This window comes from Streptomyces sp. BHT-5-2 (genome assembly GCF_019774615.1).
In the GTDB taxonomy this organism is placed as follows: domain Bacteria; phylum Actinomycetota; class Actinomycetes; order Streptomycetales; family Streptomycetaceae; genus Streptomyces.
In genome coordinates, this window is record NZ_CP081496.1 from 4212021 (window position 1) to 4225425 (window position 13405).

The 13405-nt window shown below is 71.6% G+C and carries 19 protein-coding genes; 5 read left to right on the forward strand and 14 right to left on the reverse strand.

The window, feature by feature from the left end:
* Positions 1-167: 167 nt before the first annotated feature.
* The 9 genes from K2224_RS18675 to K2224_RS18715 form a co-directional block, all read right to left on the reverse strand.
* Positions 168-407 carry a hypothetical protein gene (locus tag K2224_RS18675; protein ID WP_221907654.1) on the reverse strand — a complete coding sequence of 80 codons (240 nt, stop codon included), beginning with the start codon at positions 405-407 and terminating at the stop codon, positions 168-170.
* A gap of 131 nt (positions 408-538) precedes the next feature.
* A complete protein-coding gene (locus K2224_RS18680; RefSeq protein WP_221907655.1) occupies positions 539-1171 on the reverse strand; it encodes an HNH endonuclease family protein in 633 nt (210 codons plus the stop codon).
* A 111-nt stretch (positions 1172-1282) separates the two neighbouring features.
* Positions 1283-1477, reverse strand: a complete 195-nt coding sequence (locus tag K2224_RS18685) for a hypothetical protein (protein ID WP_221907656.1) — start codon at positions 1475-1477, stop codon at positions 1283-1285.
* A gap of 93 nt (positions 1478-1570) precedes the next feature.
* Positions 1571-2338, reverse strand: coding sequence for a MerR family transcriptional regulator (locus K2224_RS18690; protein ID WP_221907657.1), 768 nt, complete (start codon positions 2336-2338; stop codon positions 1571-1573).
* Between the two features lie 51 nt (positions 2339-2389).
* Positions 2390-3112, reverse strand: coding sequence for a peptidase E (locus K2224_RS18695; protein WP_221907658.1), 723 nt, complete (start codon positions 3110-3112; stop codon positions 2390-2392).
* 29 nt (positions 3113-3141) lie between these two features.
* Positions 3142-3291, reverse strand: coding sequence for a hypothetical protein (locus K2224_RS18700; RefSeq protein ID WP_221907659.1), 150 nt, complete (start codon positions 3289-3291; stop codon positions 3142-3144).
* Positions 3288-3719: a TIGR03668 family PPOX class F420-dependent oxidoreductase gene (locus K2224_RS18705; protein WP_398193465.1), complete on the reverse strand. Its 432-nt coding sequence runs from the start codon at positions 3717-3719 to the stop codon at positions 3288-3290. Before K2224_RS18705 ends, K2224_RS18700 begins: the two co-directional genes overlap by 4 nt.
* Positions 3720-3735: 16 nt before the next feature.
* Entirely contained in the window at positions 3736-4560 is an 825-nt protein-coding gene (locus K2224_RS18710; RefSeq protein ID WP_221907661.1) for an LLM class F420-dependent oxidoreductase, read from the reverse strand.
* Between the two features lie 196 nt (positions 4561-4756).
* Positions 4757-5755 (reverse strand): zinc-dependent alcohol dehydrogenase family protein, encoded by a 999-nt coding sequence (locus K2224_RS18715; protein WP_221907662.1) that lies wholly within the window; start codon positions 5753-5755, stop codon positions 4757-4759.
* 180 nt (positions 5756-5935) lie between these two features.
* Here K2224_RS18715 and K2224_RS18720 point away from each other — a divergent pair, with 180 nt between their 5' ends.
* Together K2224_RS18720 and K2224_RS18725 are read left to right on the forward strand one after the other, a co-directional pair.
* Entirely contained in the window at positions 5936-6313 is a 378-nt protein-coding gene (locus tag K2224_RS18720) for a helix-turn-helix transcriptional regulator (protein ID WP_221907663.1), read from the forward strand.
* A gap of 344 nt (positions 6314-6657) precedes the next feature.
* The gene (locus tag K2224_RS18725) at positions 6658-6816 is read left to right on the forward strand and encodes a hypothetical protein (protein WP_018539529.1); all 159 of its coding nucleotides are present in this window, start codon (positions 6658-6660) and stop codon (positions 6814-6816) included.
* 88 nt (positions 6817-6904) lie between these two features.
* Here K2224_RS18725 and K2224_RS18730 read toward each other — a convergent pair whose 3' ends face one another.
* Positions 6905-7342 (reverse strand): VOC family protein, encoded by a 438-nt coding sequence (locus K2224_RS18730; protein ID WP_221907664.1) that lies wholly within the window; start codon positions 7340-7342, stop codon positions 6905-6907.
* Positions 7343-7438: 96 nt separating this feature from the next.
* Here K2224_RS18730 and K2224_RS18735 point away from each other — a divergent pair, with 96 nt between their 5' ends.
* Both K2224_RS18735 and K2224_RS18740 read left to right on the forward strand, forming a co-directional pair.
* Positions 7439-7807, forward strand: coding sequence for a VOC family protein (locus K2224_RS18735; protein ID WP_221907665.1), 369 nt, complete (start codon positions 7439-7441; stop codon positions 7805-7807).
* Positions 7808-7916: 109 nt separating this feature from the next.
* Positions 7917-8534 (forward strand): TetR/AcrR family transcriptional regulator, encoded by a 618-nt coding sequence (locus K2224_RS18740; RefSeq protein WP_221907666.1) that lies wholly within the window; start codon positions 7917-7919, stop codon positions 8532-8534.
* Between the two features lie 18 nt (positions 8535-8552).
* Here K2224_RS18740 and K2224_RS18745 read toward each other — a convergent pair whose 3' ends face one another.
* The 4 genes from K2224_RS18745 to K2224_RS18760 form a co-directional block, all read right to left on the reverse strand.
* Positions 8553-9782: an NAD(P)/FAD-dependent oxidoreductase gene (locus K2224_RS18745; protein WP_221907667.1), complete on the reverse strand. Its 1230-nt coding sequence runs from the start codon at positions 9780-9782 to the stop codon at positions 8553-8555.
* Positions 9783-10069: 287 nt separating this feature from the next.
* Complete coding sequence (locus K2224_RS18750) at positions 10070-10618, reverse strand: TetR/AcrR family transcriptional regulator (RefSeq protein WP_221907668.1); 549 nt, start codon at positions 10616-10618, stop codon at positions 10070-10072.
* 31 nt (positions 10619-10649) lie between these two features.
* Positions 10650-12086 carry an amidase gene (locus K2224_RS18755; RefSeq protein WP_221907669.1) on the reverse strand — a complete coding sequence of 479 codons (1437 nt, stop codon included), beginning with the start codon at positions 12084-12086 and terminating at the stop codon, positions 10650-10652.
* On the reverse strand, positions 12073-12285 hold the full coding sequence (locus K2224_RS18760; RefSeq protein WP_221907670.1) for a hypothetical protein: 213 nt from the start codon (positions 12283-12285) through the stop codon (positions 12073-12075). Before K2224_RS18760 ends, K2224_RS18755 begins: the two co-directional genes overlap by 14 nt.
* 167 nt (positions 12286-12452) lie before the next feature.
* Between K2224_RS18760 and K2224_RS18765 the strand changes: the two genes are divergently transcribed.
* The gene (locus tag K2224_RS18765) at positions 12453-13379 is read left to right on the forward strand and encodes an MBL fold metallo-hydrolase (protein WP_221907671.1); all 927 of its coding nucleotides are present in this window, start codon (positions 12453-12455) and stop codon (positions 13377-13379) included.
* Positions 13380-13405: the final 26 nt, after the last annotated feature.

A 13405-nucleotide genomic window follows, 5' to 3' on the forward strand; every position in this document is an offset into this window, starting at 1 on the left:
CGGCGTGCGCACCCTGGCAGGTGCTGGTGCACTCGGGCGCGCCCGAAGCACCGAGGGCGCCACCGACCTCGATCGAGTATGGAGTGGTGGTCCATGGAATCGGCCTGTGCGACGGCCGGAGGAACCGCCGTTGCCCAGTCCTCAGTCCTCCGTGGCCGCCGGCCGCCCTACTTCTGACCGGCCAGGGCAAGGATGATCAAAAGGACGAGCACGCCGACCGCGATGGCGCCGCAGCCGCCACAGCCACCGCCGCCACCGCCGCCGGCCCTGATCTGTTGACCTCCGCCGGGCATGAGGTCCGGATGGTGTCGGGCGTAGTGGTCGACGATGCGCCGCTCCGCCTCCGACTCGGCGAGCCACGGTGTGATGTAGCGGCACTCGCCGCACGCGTTTCGGAAGGTAGCCACAACTCCCCCTTGATGCAGGCCACTTCACATCAAGGGCAGCACGCTACGCGTCGGTAGGCAAGGCCGGCGCGAGCGGAGGTCCGGGTGGCCTCGTGCCGGCGGCCCAGGGCCCGAGGCCCTGGGCCGCCGGGTCAGTTGGTGCAGCTGTCGAGCATCGAGGAGATGGCCTTCTTCTCGTTGTCGGTCGTGGTCAGCTTCCAGACGGACTTGATGTGGGTGTAGTCCTTTGCGTACGTGCACCAGAAGCCGTGGTTGGTGGGCTTCCAGTCGGCGGGGCCACTGTCGCCCTTGGAGCTGTTGGAGGATTCCGAGGCGATCAGCAGCTGGGGGTCCTTCAGGTCGTTCCCGAAAGCCTTGCGCTGGTCGTCGGTCCAGGTGTCGGCGCCGGACCGCCAGGCCTCGGCCAGGGGAACCATGTGGTCGATGGTTGCCTGGCCGACGTCGGTGACGGTGGTGTCGTCGTAGGCGGAGTACCACGACCCACTGGACGGCTGACAGCCGCCCGGCTTGTCCTGGACGTCCTTGCCGTCCCGGGCGAGGACCTCCTGGCGGGTGGTGCAACCGTCGGGCTGCTTGGACCATATGGAGAACTTGTCGCGGGAGTAGCCGTCCATGGAATGCGGGGCGGCCACCTGCAGGGCCGACAGTTCCGCGCGGGCGGTCGATGTCGACGGCGGAGCCGGCGGTTCGGCGAGCGCCGGGGCGGCGCAGAGTCCGACGACGACAACTGCGGCGGCGGGCAGGCCGAGGGCAGCGCGGGGCATCAACGTCTCCTGAAATGTGGGGGGTTGGAGAGACTCCTTTCGAGGAAACCGCACCTGCCGCGCCGCACGCTACGCGCGTTGAATGGACATGACAATACCTTTCCCTTCCCATTACCTACCGTTGGATGAGGCCGAGCGGAGCCGGGTCAAGGTGATGGCGACCTGTACGGCGAGCGCGATCGGGACGGCGAGAAGGATCGTCCACGGCATGAGGCCGAGCGCGACCAGGAGGGCGCAGAGCGGAACGGTCAGGAGAGTGGGGAAGGTTGAGGCCAGGGCGATGCGCCGGCGGGTTCGACGGTTCATGGACGGATTGGACCCTTCGAGGGAGAGGGAACGGGGCAGAGGCAGGTACCGGTACAGGTACGGGTGCAGCTACCAGGAGGGGAGGGTTGCCGGTCAGGCGCCTTGGCGGCGGACGGTGTCCAGGTAGGCGGACAGCTCCCGCCAGTCGTCGGCAGGGGCGGCGGGGTCCCCGGACATGGCGGCCGGGTCGTCGTGCCAGGCATCCCGCACACCGTTGGCGATATCGGCGTCTCCACCGGAGAACATCGCGCTCAACTCGTCCATGCGCGCCACCAGGCGGCGGATCTTCGGATCGGTGGGCGGAGTGCCGTCGGTACGGAGCCGGTCCGCCCGGCGGTACAGCTCGGGCCATTCGACTTCGAGCAGATAGTGGACCGCGGGCCCAAGTGCCGCGGCGCGCAACCGCAGTGTCTCTATCCGATCGGCGTCCAGATGGCGGCGCAGCGTGTGCTCACCTTCGGGGCCGGCGGCGCCGATCGCCTGCAGCGCTTCGAGCAGCACATTGGCCGTCGGGGGCTGGTCGCCCGCCAGCCTGTCGCCGAGCCGGACCAGCCGCTGTCGCAGGACGTCGAGCGCGGTGATGGATGCTTCGACACTCGCCAAGTGGTCCCGTACCAGGCGCTCCGGGTCCACTCCGGTGTCCAGGCAGACGGCGATGGTGTCCAGGCCCAGCCCCAGGCCGCGGAGCGCGAGCACTTGGTAGAGGCGGACGAGATCGTCCTCGGTGTACTCGCGGTGCCCGCCCGCGGTGCGCTGCGAGGGGCTGAGCAGGCCGATGGTGTCCCAGTGGTGGAGGGTGCGCACGGTGAGACCGCTGGCAGCGGCAAGCGGACCCACTTTCCAGGTGGTGGAGGGAGTCATGGCTCAAGCCTGCATCCTCACGTCGCGTGAGTTTCAAGTCGTCGTGCCACGTCACTTCGTGGATGGGAGCCGACGGCTCGGCAACGGGCGCTCGTGCGCTCCCCCTTGTCCGTCCGGCTGGAGGCGGTGGAGGCGGGCCTGTGCGGTGCGGCTCACCGTTTCGGTCAGCAGGCCGTCGGTGAAGAGCGCGGCGACGCCGTCCTCCAGCGCCCACCCGGCCGGCAGTGCGCCGCCGGCCACGGCGGCCCGGTAGGAGGCCCGGCGCCCCGGTTCGCTGTCGTAGTGCGGGCAGACCGAGCCGGGCAGCAGGCCCAGCCCGTCCGGCAGGCACGTCAGCGGACCGAAGGAGTCGGTGTGCGAGCCCTCGGCCCAGCAGTTGGCGCCGGCGCTGATCCCGCACAGCAGGGTGCCGCGTTCATATGCCTCGACGAGCAGCCGGTCCATGCCGTGGGCCCGCCAGACCGCCAGGAGGTTGGCGGTGTTGCCGCCCCCCACGTAGATCACGTCCTGAGCGAGCACGAGTGCGCGCAGGGCGTCGTCGTCGAGCTCGCGCCGGAACAGCGGCAGCACGCCGGGCGCGCAGTCACGCGGACCGAAGGCGGCAAGGAACCGCCCGATATAACCGGCCGCGTCGCCACTGGCGGTCGGCAGGAAACACACCTTGGGCCGCGGCGTGCGCGCGTGGCGGAGAACCCAGTCGTCCAACAACCCGTCGGCGTCCGTGGAGAAGCCCCCGCCGAGAAGCGCCAGCCGCCGTACGGGAACGTCGGTCACCGATGTGCCTCCTTCGCGGCCGGCCGTCCTCAGCCGCCCATGCCGCCGGGGAAGTAGGCGGCGCCGGCGTCACGGCGGAACTCCGCACAGGCCGCGGCGATCCAGGTTGCCGGACCCCGCGGCCGGTCGGCAACCAGCCGGCGGCCGGCCCCTTCCCGTGGCACGCCATGCGGATTCATGCGGCACTCCATCCGGACCACCGCTCCACGTCAACCTCCACCACGGGCCCGCTCGGGCTACGGTCGGCGTACTGCGGGCGGTACTTCTCCACCAGCAGTTGCACATGGCGCGCGGACGCCGCCGACCGGTCCGCCGGTGGCAGCACGGTGGCGGTGCCGTCCGCCCGTGCCCACCACAGGCGGTCCCAGTCCTCGCCGTATTCGTCGACGAGGAGGCAGACTCCTGGATGCCGGCGGATGTTGGCCAGGCGCTTCAGCTCGGTGACCCGCTTGGGCTTGTGGTCCACGGCGAAGGCGAGCGTGTCGCCGGTCACGGCGAACACCACCGGCACCAGGTGCGGGCGGCCCTCGGCATCGACGGTGGCCAGCCGGGCGACCCGGGCCTCGGCGAAACGCTGCCGGGCCCGCCCCGGGGTCATCGCCGGCACTGCTCCCCCAACCCGTTCACCGGAAGCGCCCGGCGACGTCGGCGAACCGGTCGAGGTGCGGCAGCGTCTCGGCCTCCGGCACCGTCGGCAGGTAGAACAGCACCCGTTCCACGCCGAGCCGTGCGTACCGTTCGAGTACCTCCGGATCCTGCGGGACCCCGTAGACGGTCACCGGCACGTCCCGGCCCGCGAGGCTGCGCAGCCGCTCGATCTGCGGCCCCAGTTCCTCGGGCGGGGTGCCGTTGGCCAACCAGGCGTCACCGAGCGCGGCCACCCGGCGGAAGGCGCCCTCGCCCCCGCCCACATAGATCGGCGGATGCGGCTGCCGGACCGGCTTCGGCCAGGAGTAGACGGGGTCGAAATCCACGAACTCCCCGTGGAACTCGGCCTTCTCCCGCGTCCACAGTTCCCGGATGGCCCGCAGTCGCTCGTCCACCAGGCGGCCCCGGGTCCGCGGGTCCGTACCGTGGTTGGCCATCTCCTCCCTGTTCCAGCCGATGCCGACCCCGAAGACCGCCCTCCCGCCGGAGACCAGGTCCAGCGAGGCCACCTCCTTGGCCGTGATGATCGGGTCCCGCTGGGCCACCAGCGCGATGCCGGTGCCCAGAAGGAGCCGTTCGGTGACCGCGGCGACCGCGGCCAGCGCGACGAACGGGTCGAGGGTGCGGTAGTAGATCTCGGGAAGTTCGCCGCCGCGCGGGTACGGCGTGCGCCGGTCCACCGGGATGTGGGTGTGCTCGGCGATGAACAGGGAGTCGAGTCCGCGCTCGTCCACGGCACGCCCCAGGGCGGCCGGCGCGATCCCCTGGTCGGTGAGGAAGGTCGATACCCCGAACTTCACAGCGGCTCCTTCGCTTCCGGGTTCCGGGGTGCCGCGGTCGGCAACCCCCAGGCGAGGTACCCCCGGCCGCCCCCGGCCCAACAGTCCGCCCCGCCAACCGGCCGATCCCGGTACGTGCGCCCCGAGACCCCGCGCGGCACCCCGTCAGCCCACGGCCACGACCACGGTCACGGCCGCCTGACGCCGTCCCCTCCCCTCAGTGATCGACCGTGACGACGATCTTGCCGACCTGGGCTCCCGCCTCCATGTAACGATGCGCGTCGGCGATCTCTTCCAGGCCGAAGACCCGGTCCACGACGGGCTTGAACGCCCCGGAGCGCAGCCCGGACGCCACGAACGCCTCGGCCCGGCGCAGCCGTTGCGGATCGGTGGTCGTCTCGAAGAGCGTGTAGGTGCGCATGTTCAGGGCGGGCATCCCCAGGTCGAACGCCGGGTAGGGGGTCGTCTCGCCGCTCAGGGCGCCGTATTCGATGAGGGTGCCGCCGGGAGCGACGACCTTGGCGAGGTCCAGCACGCCGGGACCCGCGATCGCGTCGAAGACGAACTCGGCGCCCCGGCCGTCGGTCAGGCCGAGCACCCGCTCCACCACGTCCTCCTCGTCGGTGACGACGACGTCCGCCGCCCCCGCCGCGAGCAGCGCCTTCTTCTTGGCTCCGGTGCGGGTCGTGGCGATGGGCACCGCCCCGACGCGCAGCGCCGTCTGGATCGCCGCCAGGCCCACGCTGCTGGAGGCCGCGGTGATCACGACGGTGTCCCCGGCCCGCATGCCACCGACCTCGACCAGGGCGCCGTAGGCCGTCACATAGGGCATCCAGACCGCCGCACCCTCGACGGCGCCGATCTCCTCCGGCCGGTGCACGAGTGCCGCGGCAGGCACGATCGTGCGCTCCCCGTAGACGCCGTGGTCGTTCATCGAGAAGGCAGGCACCACGCTGATCGGGTCGCCGACCGCGAATCCCGTCACCTGCGCCCCGACGGCTTCGACGACGCCCGACGCCTCCGTGCCGAGCCGGGCGGGGAACTTCCGGGCGGATTCGATGTAGTTGCCGCTGCGGAACATCACCTCGGCGCGGTTGAGGCCGAACGCCTCGACCCGGATGACCACCTCGTCGGGACCGGGCTCGCCGATCTCCACGTCCTCCAGCCGCAGCACGTCCGGCCCGCCGGTTTCGTGGAACCGCACGATTCTGGCCATGGCTGATCTTCCTTTCGTTCAGTGCCGGCGACGCCGAGCGGCGCCACCGCGGCTTCACTCAAGCGCAAAGTACGACCACTGTCAAACTTCTATACTCATCAAACCTTGACGCCCATCAAACCTTGATGATCGTCAAAGTTTGACGCGTCTCGTACAATGTGCGCGGGAGGTCACCAGACGATGACGGCAACGACAGCAGCAGAGCGCGGGGGCAGGGATCGCACCCCGCCGCACCCCGACATCACCACGATCACCCTCCAGCAGGTCCTGGAGGCGCTGGTCGATCCGGTGCGCCGCAGCATCGTCCGCCAGCTCCACGCGGCCGGGCGGGACGTCGCCTGCGGCACCGTCGACCTGCCGGTCAGCAAGTCCACCGCCACCCACCACTTCCACGTGCTCCGCGAGGCCGGCCTGATCCGGCAGTACTACGCGGGCACCTCACGCATGAACACCCTGCGCCTGGAGGAGTTCGACCGCGCCTTTCCCGGCCTGCTCCCCGCCCTCCTGGCCCAGCGCGACGACGCCGCGGACGGCAACGACAGCGGCGACGGCGATTAGGGAAGTCGCCGCCCCAACCGCGACCGCGCCGACGACCGGTCTGCGACTACGGCCGCGATCATCACTGCGACCACGAACGCAGCTCCAAACTCCCCCGGAACCAGCGGAGTTCATGCCGACCTCCGCCCCGCCGAAGGTTCGGCCACAGGGCGACGCGGCCGCACATCCATCGGATCCCGTCAGGACGCGCCGGGCGACGCACCGTGTTCACAAGCGCACAACCTCGTAAGCTTGCAGGTAACGCAAGGGAGCCCGTGATCGGGAGTCCGGCGACCGACGCTGCCCGATCGGGGCTCCCCCTGTGGAACCGTCGCTGTTCTCCGCGTTCACGAGAGGGGCTCCCGATGCAGACGATGGAGGGCCGTCAGCCGACAACCACCCGTTTCCGGAACCCATGGCGCCGCTACGGCCGGCTCGTTGCCACCAACTTCCTGCGCGGTGCGTCCTACGCACTCGGCACCGCGGTCATCGGCCTCGCGGCGTGGTGGGCACAGAACCGCTAGCCAGACAGCACCAGTCGACCACCGGCACCCCGACAGCGGTCCCTTCGGCGCCCCACCGCCGAGGGGGTCGCCGGTCCCGGGCCAGGCGTCAGTACACGGGCTGACCGATGGCCAGCATGTTCCCCTCGCTGTCGCGGAACCAGGCACCGCGTTCCCCACGAGCGCCCTTGCTCGGGTAGTTCCCCCGCACCTCGGCGATGCCGTCCGTGGTCCGCCCGCCGCCCAGCAGTCCGGGCAGGTCGACGTCCTCGAACACCACACCGCGGCCCCTGAGTTCCGCCACCACCGCCTCGATGTCGTCGACCTCCCAGGCCATCTGTGTGAAGGCACCGGCCGAGCTGCCCGCCGACCGGAACAGGACGAAGTCCACGCCCCCGCACCGATACAGCAGGCCGCCGGGGCGTTCGTCGACGGGTTCGAGCCCGAGTTGCTCGGAGTAGAAGCGCCGGGCCCGGTCCAGGTCCTGGGCCGGCAGTCTGGTCGCCACGCGGGCCCGGGCCAACAGGCCCCTGTCGTCGGTGTCCACGGCCCCACTGTGCCGCACCGGCCGGCCGGGGAGCGGGAGGCGCCGGACGTCGTGCCCCGTTCGCCGAGCCCCATCGCCGTGCGGCATCATCGCCCCATGCTGAGAGTCGGATCGGTGGTGTTGGGTGTCGCGGACGTCCCCCGTGCGGCGGCGTTCTGGACGGCGGCCCTGGGGTACGTCCCGCGCGAGGAGATGGCGGACGACTGGGTGGTGCTGGTACCGAAGGAGGGGGCCGGAGTGCAGTTGTCCCTCGGCCTCAGCGAGTCCCCGGTTCAGGAATACCCGCGGATCCATCTCGACCTCTATGCCGGGGACGCGACCGATCAGGCCGCCGAGGTCGAGCGCCTGGTGTCACTGGGTGCCCAACGCGTCGACTGGGACTGCTATCCGGACGACGCCGACTTCATCGTCCTCGCCGATCCCGACGACAACCGCTTCTGCGTCATCGACACCTCCCGCGCCTGACCGTGTTCGCCGGCCTCGTTCGTAACTGCGCCGCGGAACACTCGCGGTTGAACTCACGGTTGAACCGTGCACTTCTTGGCTCCGGTCACCCCGCCCGTATCATGACGGCATGACCGATTCCACGAGCGAGGGTCCCCGGCTGGGCCGGCGCGAGCGCAAGAAGGCAGCCACCCGCAAGGCACTGGCCGACGCGGCCCTGCGGCTCTTCGTGGAGCACGGCTACGACCAGGTGGGCATCCGGGACATCGCCGAGGCCGCCGATGTCTCGACCACCACCCTCTTCAAGCACTTTCCGGGCAAGGAGGCGCTGGTCTTCGACGAGGGCGACGAGATCAGGGACGCACTGCTCGCCGCCGTACGGGACCGTCCGGCCGGGCGGTCGATCCCCGGGGCCCTGCGCGACCATGTCCTGCACGCCCGGCTGCCCAAGGGCGAGCACGGTGATCCCCGCTTCACCCAGCTTCTGGAACTCGTCGAGAACACCCCGGCGCTGCGTGCCTATTCCCGTCGGATGTGGATGCAGCACGAGATCGATCTGGCGGCGGCGATCGCCGAGGAGATCGGCGCACCCGCCGACGACCCGGCCTGCCGGGCGCTCGCCCACTTCGCCTTGGAAGCGCGCGACCTCGGACACGACGGTCCGGACCCCGAGGCCGCCGTCAACCGGGCCTTCGACCTGCTCGAACACGGCTGGTCGGCGACCTCCGGCGAGCCCGGCGGGAGCTGAACCGGGCGCCGGCAGGACCTAGGCCGCGCCCCGAGCGCCCGCCGCTCGCTTCTCCTCGGCCCGTCGGCGCCGGTATTCCGCCGCCCTGGCTTCGTAGTTGCGGTGCTCCTCGGCGTGGTCCGGCGGCAGATGCGGCGCGTCGGGGGACGTCGTGGCGAAGAACGCCCGGAGGCCGCCGTTGGCGCCCGTCGCCAGCTCTCCGGCGCGGGGGAACATCGTCGCCTCGTAGCGTGCCAGCGCGTCGTCGACGGTGGCCGCTTCGGCCAGGGCGTGCGCGAGTTCGGCGCCGTCGAGCAGGGCGAGGTTCGTGCCGTGACCGCCGAACGGCGCCATGAGGTGGGCGGCGTCGCCGATCAGGGTGACACCGGGGACGCGTTCCCAGACCAGCGGAGCGGGGAGGGCCCAGAAGGAGCGGGGGACGTGGTCGCCGTCGTTGGCGGTGAGCAGCGGGCGCATTTCGGTGGACCAGTGGCCGAACTCCCGTAGGAGGAAGGACCGGACGGCCGCGCGGTCGGCGAGATCCACACCGGCGCGGACGTGCCAGTCGAGCTCGGCACGAAAGGCCACATAGCCGCGGACGACGCCGTTGCTGTTGCGTTGCACGATCACCGCGCGGCCGTCGCCGTCGTTGGCGAACAGGTGCCCGTCGCCGACGAGCGCGGCGACCTCGGGGTGCCTGGCGTCGACGTCGTCGAACCGGGCGTCCAGGAAGGCCACGCCCAGGTACTGCGGCGCCGCGTCGGTGAGGAGCGGCCGCACCCTGGACCACGCGCCGTCGGCCCCGATGACGAGGTCCGCTTCCGCGCCGGCGCCGTTGGCGAACGCGAGCCGGTGCACCCCGCCGCCGACCGGAGTCGCCCGGACCAGCTTGTGCCCCCATCGGACGGTGCCCGGTCGCAGGTGGTCGTGGAGCATCGCGCGCAGTTGACCCCGGTCGATCTCGGGCGCGGCGGCATCGCCCTCGGCGGGGACGAACTCGGCGAGGACGGCGCCGTGGTGATCGCGACGGCTCTTGGCCTGCCCTTCGGTGCGCGCCAGTGCGGTGAAGGCGTCCATCAGCCCGGCGTCTTCCAGCGCGATCTGGCCCGCGTCGGCGTGCAGATCGAGCGTGCCGCCCGGGTCGCGGGAGTCCACGGCCGCGTCCGCGTCGTAGACGGTCGCCTCGATGCCATGGCCCTGGAGGACGCGGGCACACAACAAGCCGGCCGGCCCGCCGCCGATGATCGCTATCCGGGGTGTGCTCGTCATGGAGGGGTCCCATTCTTGAGAGGTGCGGTTCGGTCCGCCTCCAGACTAAGTGGAACGAATCAAAAAGTGCAACAGTTAAACTTTTGCGCGATCCGGGGCCTGCCGACGGCCGGCGTGCGCATCGGGAAGGCGGCATATCGGCAGGCTCACGTGGGTCGGGCGTCGCGCATCTCCGGGCAGCCGCGGCGGCAGGACGGGCGCGGCGCGCAAGAACGCTCGCCAAGTCCCGTGCCAATCGAGGCGGTTGGCGGGCCCGCCTCGGGACCCGGGGGCCGGGGACGGTCTCGTTATGCCGGACCGTCGAGGGCCGCGGTCACCAGGTCGCGGGCGTAGGCGGCGTCCAGGGGGCCGGGGCGGAAGAGGATGCGGTACATCATGGGCGCCACGACGTGGTCGATGAGGGTTTCGGTGTCGGGGGCCCGTTCGCCACGGTCGGCTGCGCGCGCGAGGATGACGTCGATCTGGTCGGCCGCGTAGGCCGAGCACCGACCGGCGTTGTCGCCGTCCGGGTCGCCCAGCAACGCGTCGCGGATGTACGCGCGGCCGGGCGGCGAGGCCATCTCGTCGAGGAACTGCTCGGCCCAGACCGCCAGGTCGGAGGCGAGATCGCCGTGGTCGGCCGGCGGCGCCTCCGGGCGCAGGCGCTCGACCGCGACGTCCGAGAGCAGCTCCCGCAGATCGCCCCAGCGGCGGTAGACCGTCGACGGTGTGACCCCGGCCCGCGCGGCGACCAGCGGCACCGTCAAGCCCTCGCGACCCACCTCCGCCTCCAGCTCGCGTACGGCGGTGTGCACCGCTTCCTGGACGCGGGCGCTGCGGCCTCCGGGGCGTGCCATCGGTCGGGGACTCATATCACCACCCTAAGCGTCAGCGCGGAGCCGTTGCCGCTGGTTCCAGGTCCGCCCGGCCGCCGTCGACCGGCGCCACGAGGGTCCGCGCGGGCACGGACTGCTCGTAGGCGTGCCCCACGCGCAGCAGATCGGGCTCACCGAGGGGCCGTCCGATCAACTGCATCCCGATCGGCAGGCCCGCGCGGTCCTGCCCCACCGGCAGGGACAGCGCGGGGGCTCCGGTGATGTTGGCGGGCGCGGAGAGGCGGACATAGGCGTCGGAGACGCTCTCGACCGTGCCGTCGGGCCAGGTCAGCGTGGAATCGCCGGTCGGTGCGGCGACGGTGGGCACGGTCGGTGCCACGATCACGTCGACCTCGTCGAACAGCCGGGCCCACGCCTGCCGCATCAGCGTCCGCGCACGCTGGGCCCGCAGATAGTCCCCGGCGCCCAGGAGTTCGCCGGCCTCCAGGAGGATGCGGACGTCGTCCGTGTAGCGGTCGGGCATCGTCCGCAGGGTCTGCTCGTGGTACGCGGTGGCCTCGGGAACCATCAGCCCCCAGTGGGTCGCCTGGAGGTAGCGCGTCATGGGGATCTCGACCTCGACGAGCCGTGCGCCCAGGGCCTCCAACCGTTCGACGGCACGTCGGACCGCGACGAGGACATCCGTCGTGACCCGGTCGAAGTAGTGGTTGCGGGGGACGCCGATCCGCAGCCCCGTGAGGTCGGTTCCGCGGGGCGGAAGGTGGTTCGTGGGGCCGGTGGTGAGCGAGGCCGGGTCGCGCGGGTCGTGGCCGGCCAGCACGGGCAGGACCAGGGCCGCGTCCTCGACGGTGCGGACGAGCGGTCCGACGTGGTCCAGCGACCAGGACAGCGAGGTGACACCGTGCCGGGGAACGAGCCCGTACGTGGGCTTCAGGCCGACGACGCCGTTGAGCGCGGCCGGCACCCGGATCGATCCGCCGGTGTCGGTGCCCAGGGCGAAGCCGGCGGCGCCCGCGGCCACGGCGACGGCCGACCCGCCGCTGGAGCCGCCCGCGATCCGGCCCTCGTCCCAGGCGTTGCGGGTCTGCGGGGTGATCAGCCCGTAGGCGAACTCATGGGTGTGGGTCTTGCCCACGAGGACCGCGCCGGCCGCCGCCAGGCGTCCGGCGACCGTGCTGTCGGCGTCCGCACGATGTCCGTCCCGGACCCGGGAACTGGCCGTGGTCGCCGTGCCGGCGACATCGATCAGGTCCTTCAGCCCCATGGGTATCCCGTGCAGCGGCCCGCGGAGGCGACCGGCGGCGGCTTCCCGCTCGGCGGCGCGGGCGGCCTCGCGGGCCCGCTCGGCGGTCACCGCCGCATACGCGCCCAGGTGTGGCTCCACCTGCGCGATGCGGTCGAGCACCGAGTCGACCAGTTCCACGGGCGACAGCCGCCGGGCGCGGATCGCGTCGGCCGCGGCGGCCAGGGACAGCTCATACGGCTGCATCGGGCGACTCCCCCGCGCGGTAGGAGGCTGCCGGCGGGATCTCCCCGAAGTCCAGCTCCCGCAGGACCGAGACGACGGAGTGGATGTGCTGGGCGGTGGCCGCGACGGCATCATGACGATCGGCCGGCAACGGAAGCCCGGAACGTTCGGCCCAGCGGGCCGCCTCCGGGGGTGTGAGGTCGGTGATGGGGTGGGGCATGGGGGCGTCTCCCGGTGTCACGGAATCTCGGACGGAACCTCAAACGCTAAATGTTTGCGTTAGTGGACGATAGGCCCTACCGTCGACCTAACGCAAACGGATTGCTTTTAGCGCCGGGCTCCGACCCCACCCGCCCCGATCGCACCGCCCCAGCAGGAGGACCGACCATGACCACCCCGCCCTGCCAGTCAACTCCCCAGCGCGCAACGCCCACTTGGGCCGTGGGCGACCTCACCGTCCACCGCATCGACGAGGTCGTCCTGCCGCCGGAGACCGGCCCCTGGCTACTGCCCGGCGCCACCCCCGACGTGGTCGCCCGGCATGACTGGCTGTGCCCCGACTTCGCGGACCGGAGCGGGACACTGCGCCTGGCCAGTCACAGTTTCGCCCTCTCGGTGGGCGGTCTGCGGGTGCTGGTCGACACCGGGATCGGCAACGGCAAGACCCGCGCCAACCCTGCCTGGCACGATCTGCACACCGACTACCTACCGCGCCTCACGGCCGCGGGTTTCGCCCCGGACCTCGTCGACCTGGTCGTTCTGACGCATCTCCATGCCGACCACGTCGGGTGGAACACCCGGGCGCAGGACGGCGGTTGGGTGCCCACCTTCCCGAACGCCCGCTACGTCGCCTCCCGGACCGAGCGGGAGTTCTGGGCCGGATACGACATGGAGGAGCCGCGTCGACAGATGTTCCGCGACTCGGTGCACCCGGTCGAGGACGCCGGGCTGTTGGACCTCGTGGACGTCCCGCCCCAGGGTGCCGAGATCGCCGCCGGTCTGCGGCTCGTCCCGACGCCCGGACACACCCCCGGCCATGTCGCGGTGGAGATCAGCAGCGGCGGCGCCACCGCACTGATCACCGGCGACTGCCTCCACCACCCGGTCCAGTTCACCGACCCGGCCCTCGGCAGCTGCGTCGACATCGACCCCGAACAGGCCCGGACCACCCGCCGTGCGCTGCTCTCCGAGCTGGCCGACGGCGAAACGCTCCTGCTGGGCACGCACTTCCCACCGCCCACCGCCGGCCGGGTGCGCACCGAAGGGAACGCCTACCGGCTCGCGCCCGTCCCCGCAGGCACCCCGGCCCCCTGACCACGCAAGGAACGTACAAGACGGCA

What these genes read in the sequence shown, in the direction of transcription:
- K2224_RS18680 (WP_221907655.1), bottom strand. Translation starts at nt 1,171, where the DNA reads ATGCCCCGCGCTGCCCTCGGCCTGCCCGCCGCCGCAGTTGTCGTCGTC.
- K2224_RS18685 (WP_221907656.1), bottom strand. Translation starts at nt 1,477, where the DNA reads ATGAACCGTCGAACCCGCCGGCGCATCGCCCTGGCCTCAACCTTCCCC.
- K2224_RS18690 (WP_221907657.1), bottom strand. Translation starts at nt 2,338, where the DNA reads ATGACTCCCTCCACCACCTGGAAAGTGGGTCCGCTTGCCGCTGCCAGC.
- K2224_RS18700 (WP_221907659.1), bottom strand. Translation starts at nt 3,291, where the DNA reads ATGAATCCGCATGGCGTGCCACGGGAAGGGGCCGGCCGCCGGCTGGTT.
- K2224_RS18715 (WP_221907662.1), bottom strand. Translation starts at nt 5,755, where the DNA reads ATGGCCAGAATCGTGCGGTTCCACGAAACCGGCGGGCCGGACGTGCTG.
- K2224_RS18720 (WP_221907663.1), top strand. Translation starts at nt 5,936, where the DNA reads ATGACGGCAACGACAGCAGCAGAGCGCGGGGGCAGGGATCGCACCCCG.
- K2224_RS18725 (WP_018539529.1), top strand. Translation starts at nt 6,658, where the DNA reads ATGCAGACGATGGAGGGCCGTCAGCCGACAACCACCCGTTTCCGGAAC.
- K2224_RS18735 (WP_221907665.1), top strand. Translation starts at nt 7,439, where the DNA reads ATGCTGAGAGTCGGATCGGTGGTGTTGGGTGTCGCGGACGTCCCCCGT.
- K2224_RS18740 (WP_221907666.1), top strand. Translation starts at nt 7,917, where the DNA reads ATGACCGATTCCACGAGCGAGGGTCCCCGGCTGGGCCGGCGCGAGCGC.
- K2224_RS18745 (WP_221907667.1), bottom strand. Translation starts at nt 9,782, where the DNA reads ATGACGAGCACACCCCGGATAGCGATCATCGGCGGCGGGCCGGCCGGC.
- K2224_RS18750 (WP_221907668.1), bottom strand. Translation starts at nt 10,618, where the DNA reads ATGGCACGCCCCGGAGGCCGCAGCGCCCGCGTCCAGGAAGCGGTGCAC.
- K2224_RS18755 (WP_221907669.1), bottom strand. Translation starts at nt 12,086, where the DNA reads ATGCAGCCGTATGAGCTGTCCCTGGCCGCCGCGGCCGACGCGATCCGC.
- K2224_RS18760 (WP_221907670.1), bottom strand. Translation starts at nt 12,285, where the DNA reads ATGCCCCACCCCATCACCGACCTCACACCCCCGGAGGCGGCCCGCTGG.
- K2224_RS18765 (WP_221907671.1), top strand. Translation starts at nt 12,453, where the DNA reads ATGACCACCCCGCCCTGCCAGTCAACTCCCCAGCGCGCAACGCCCACT.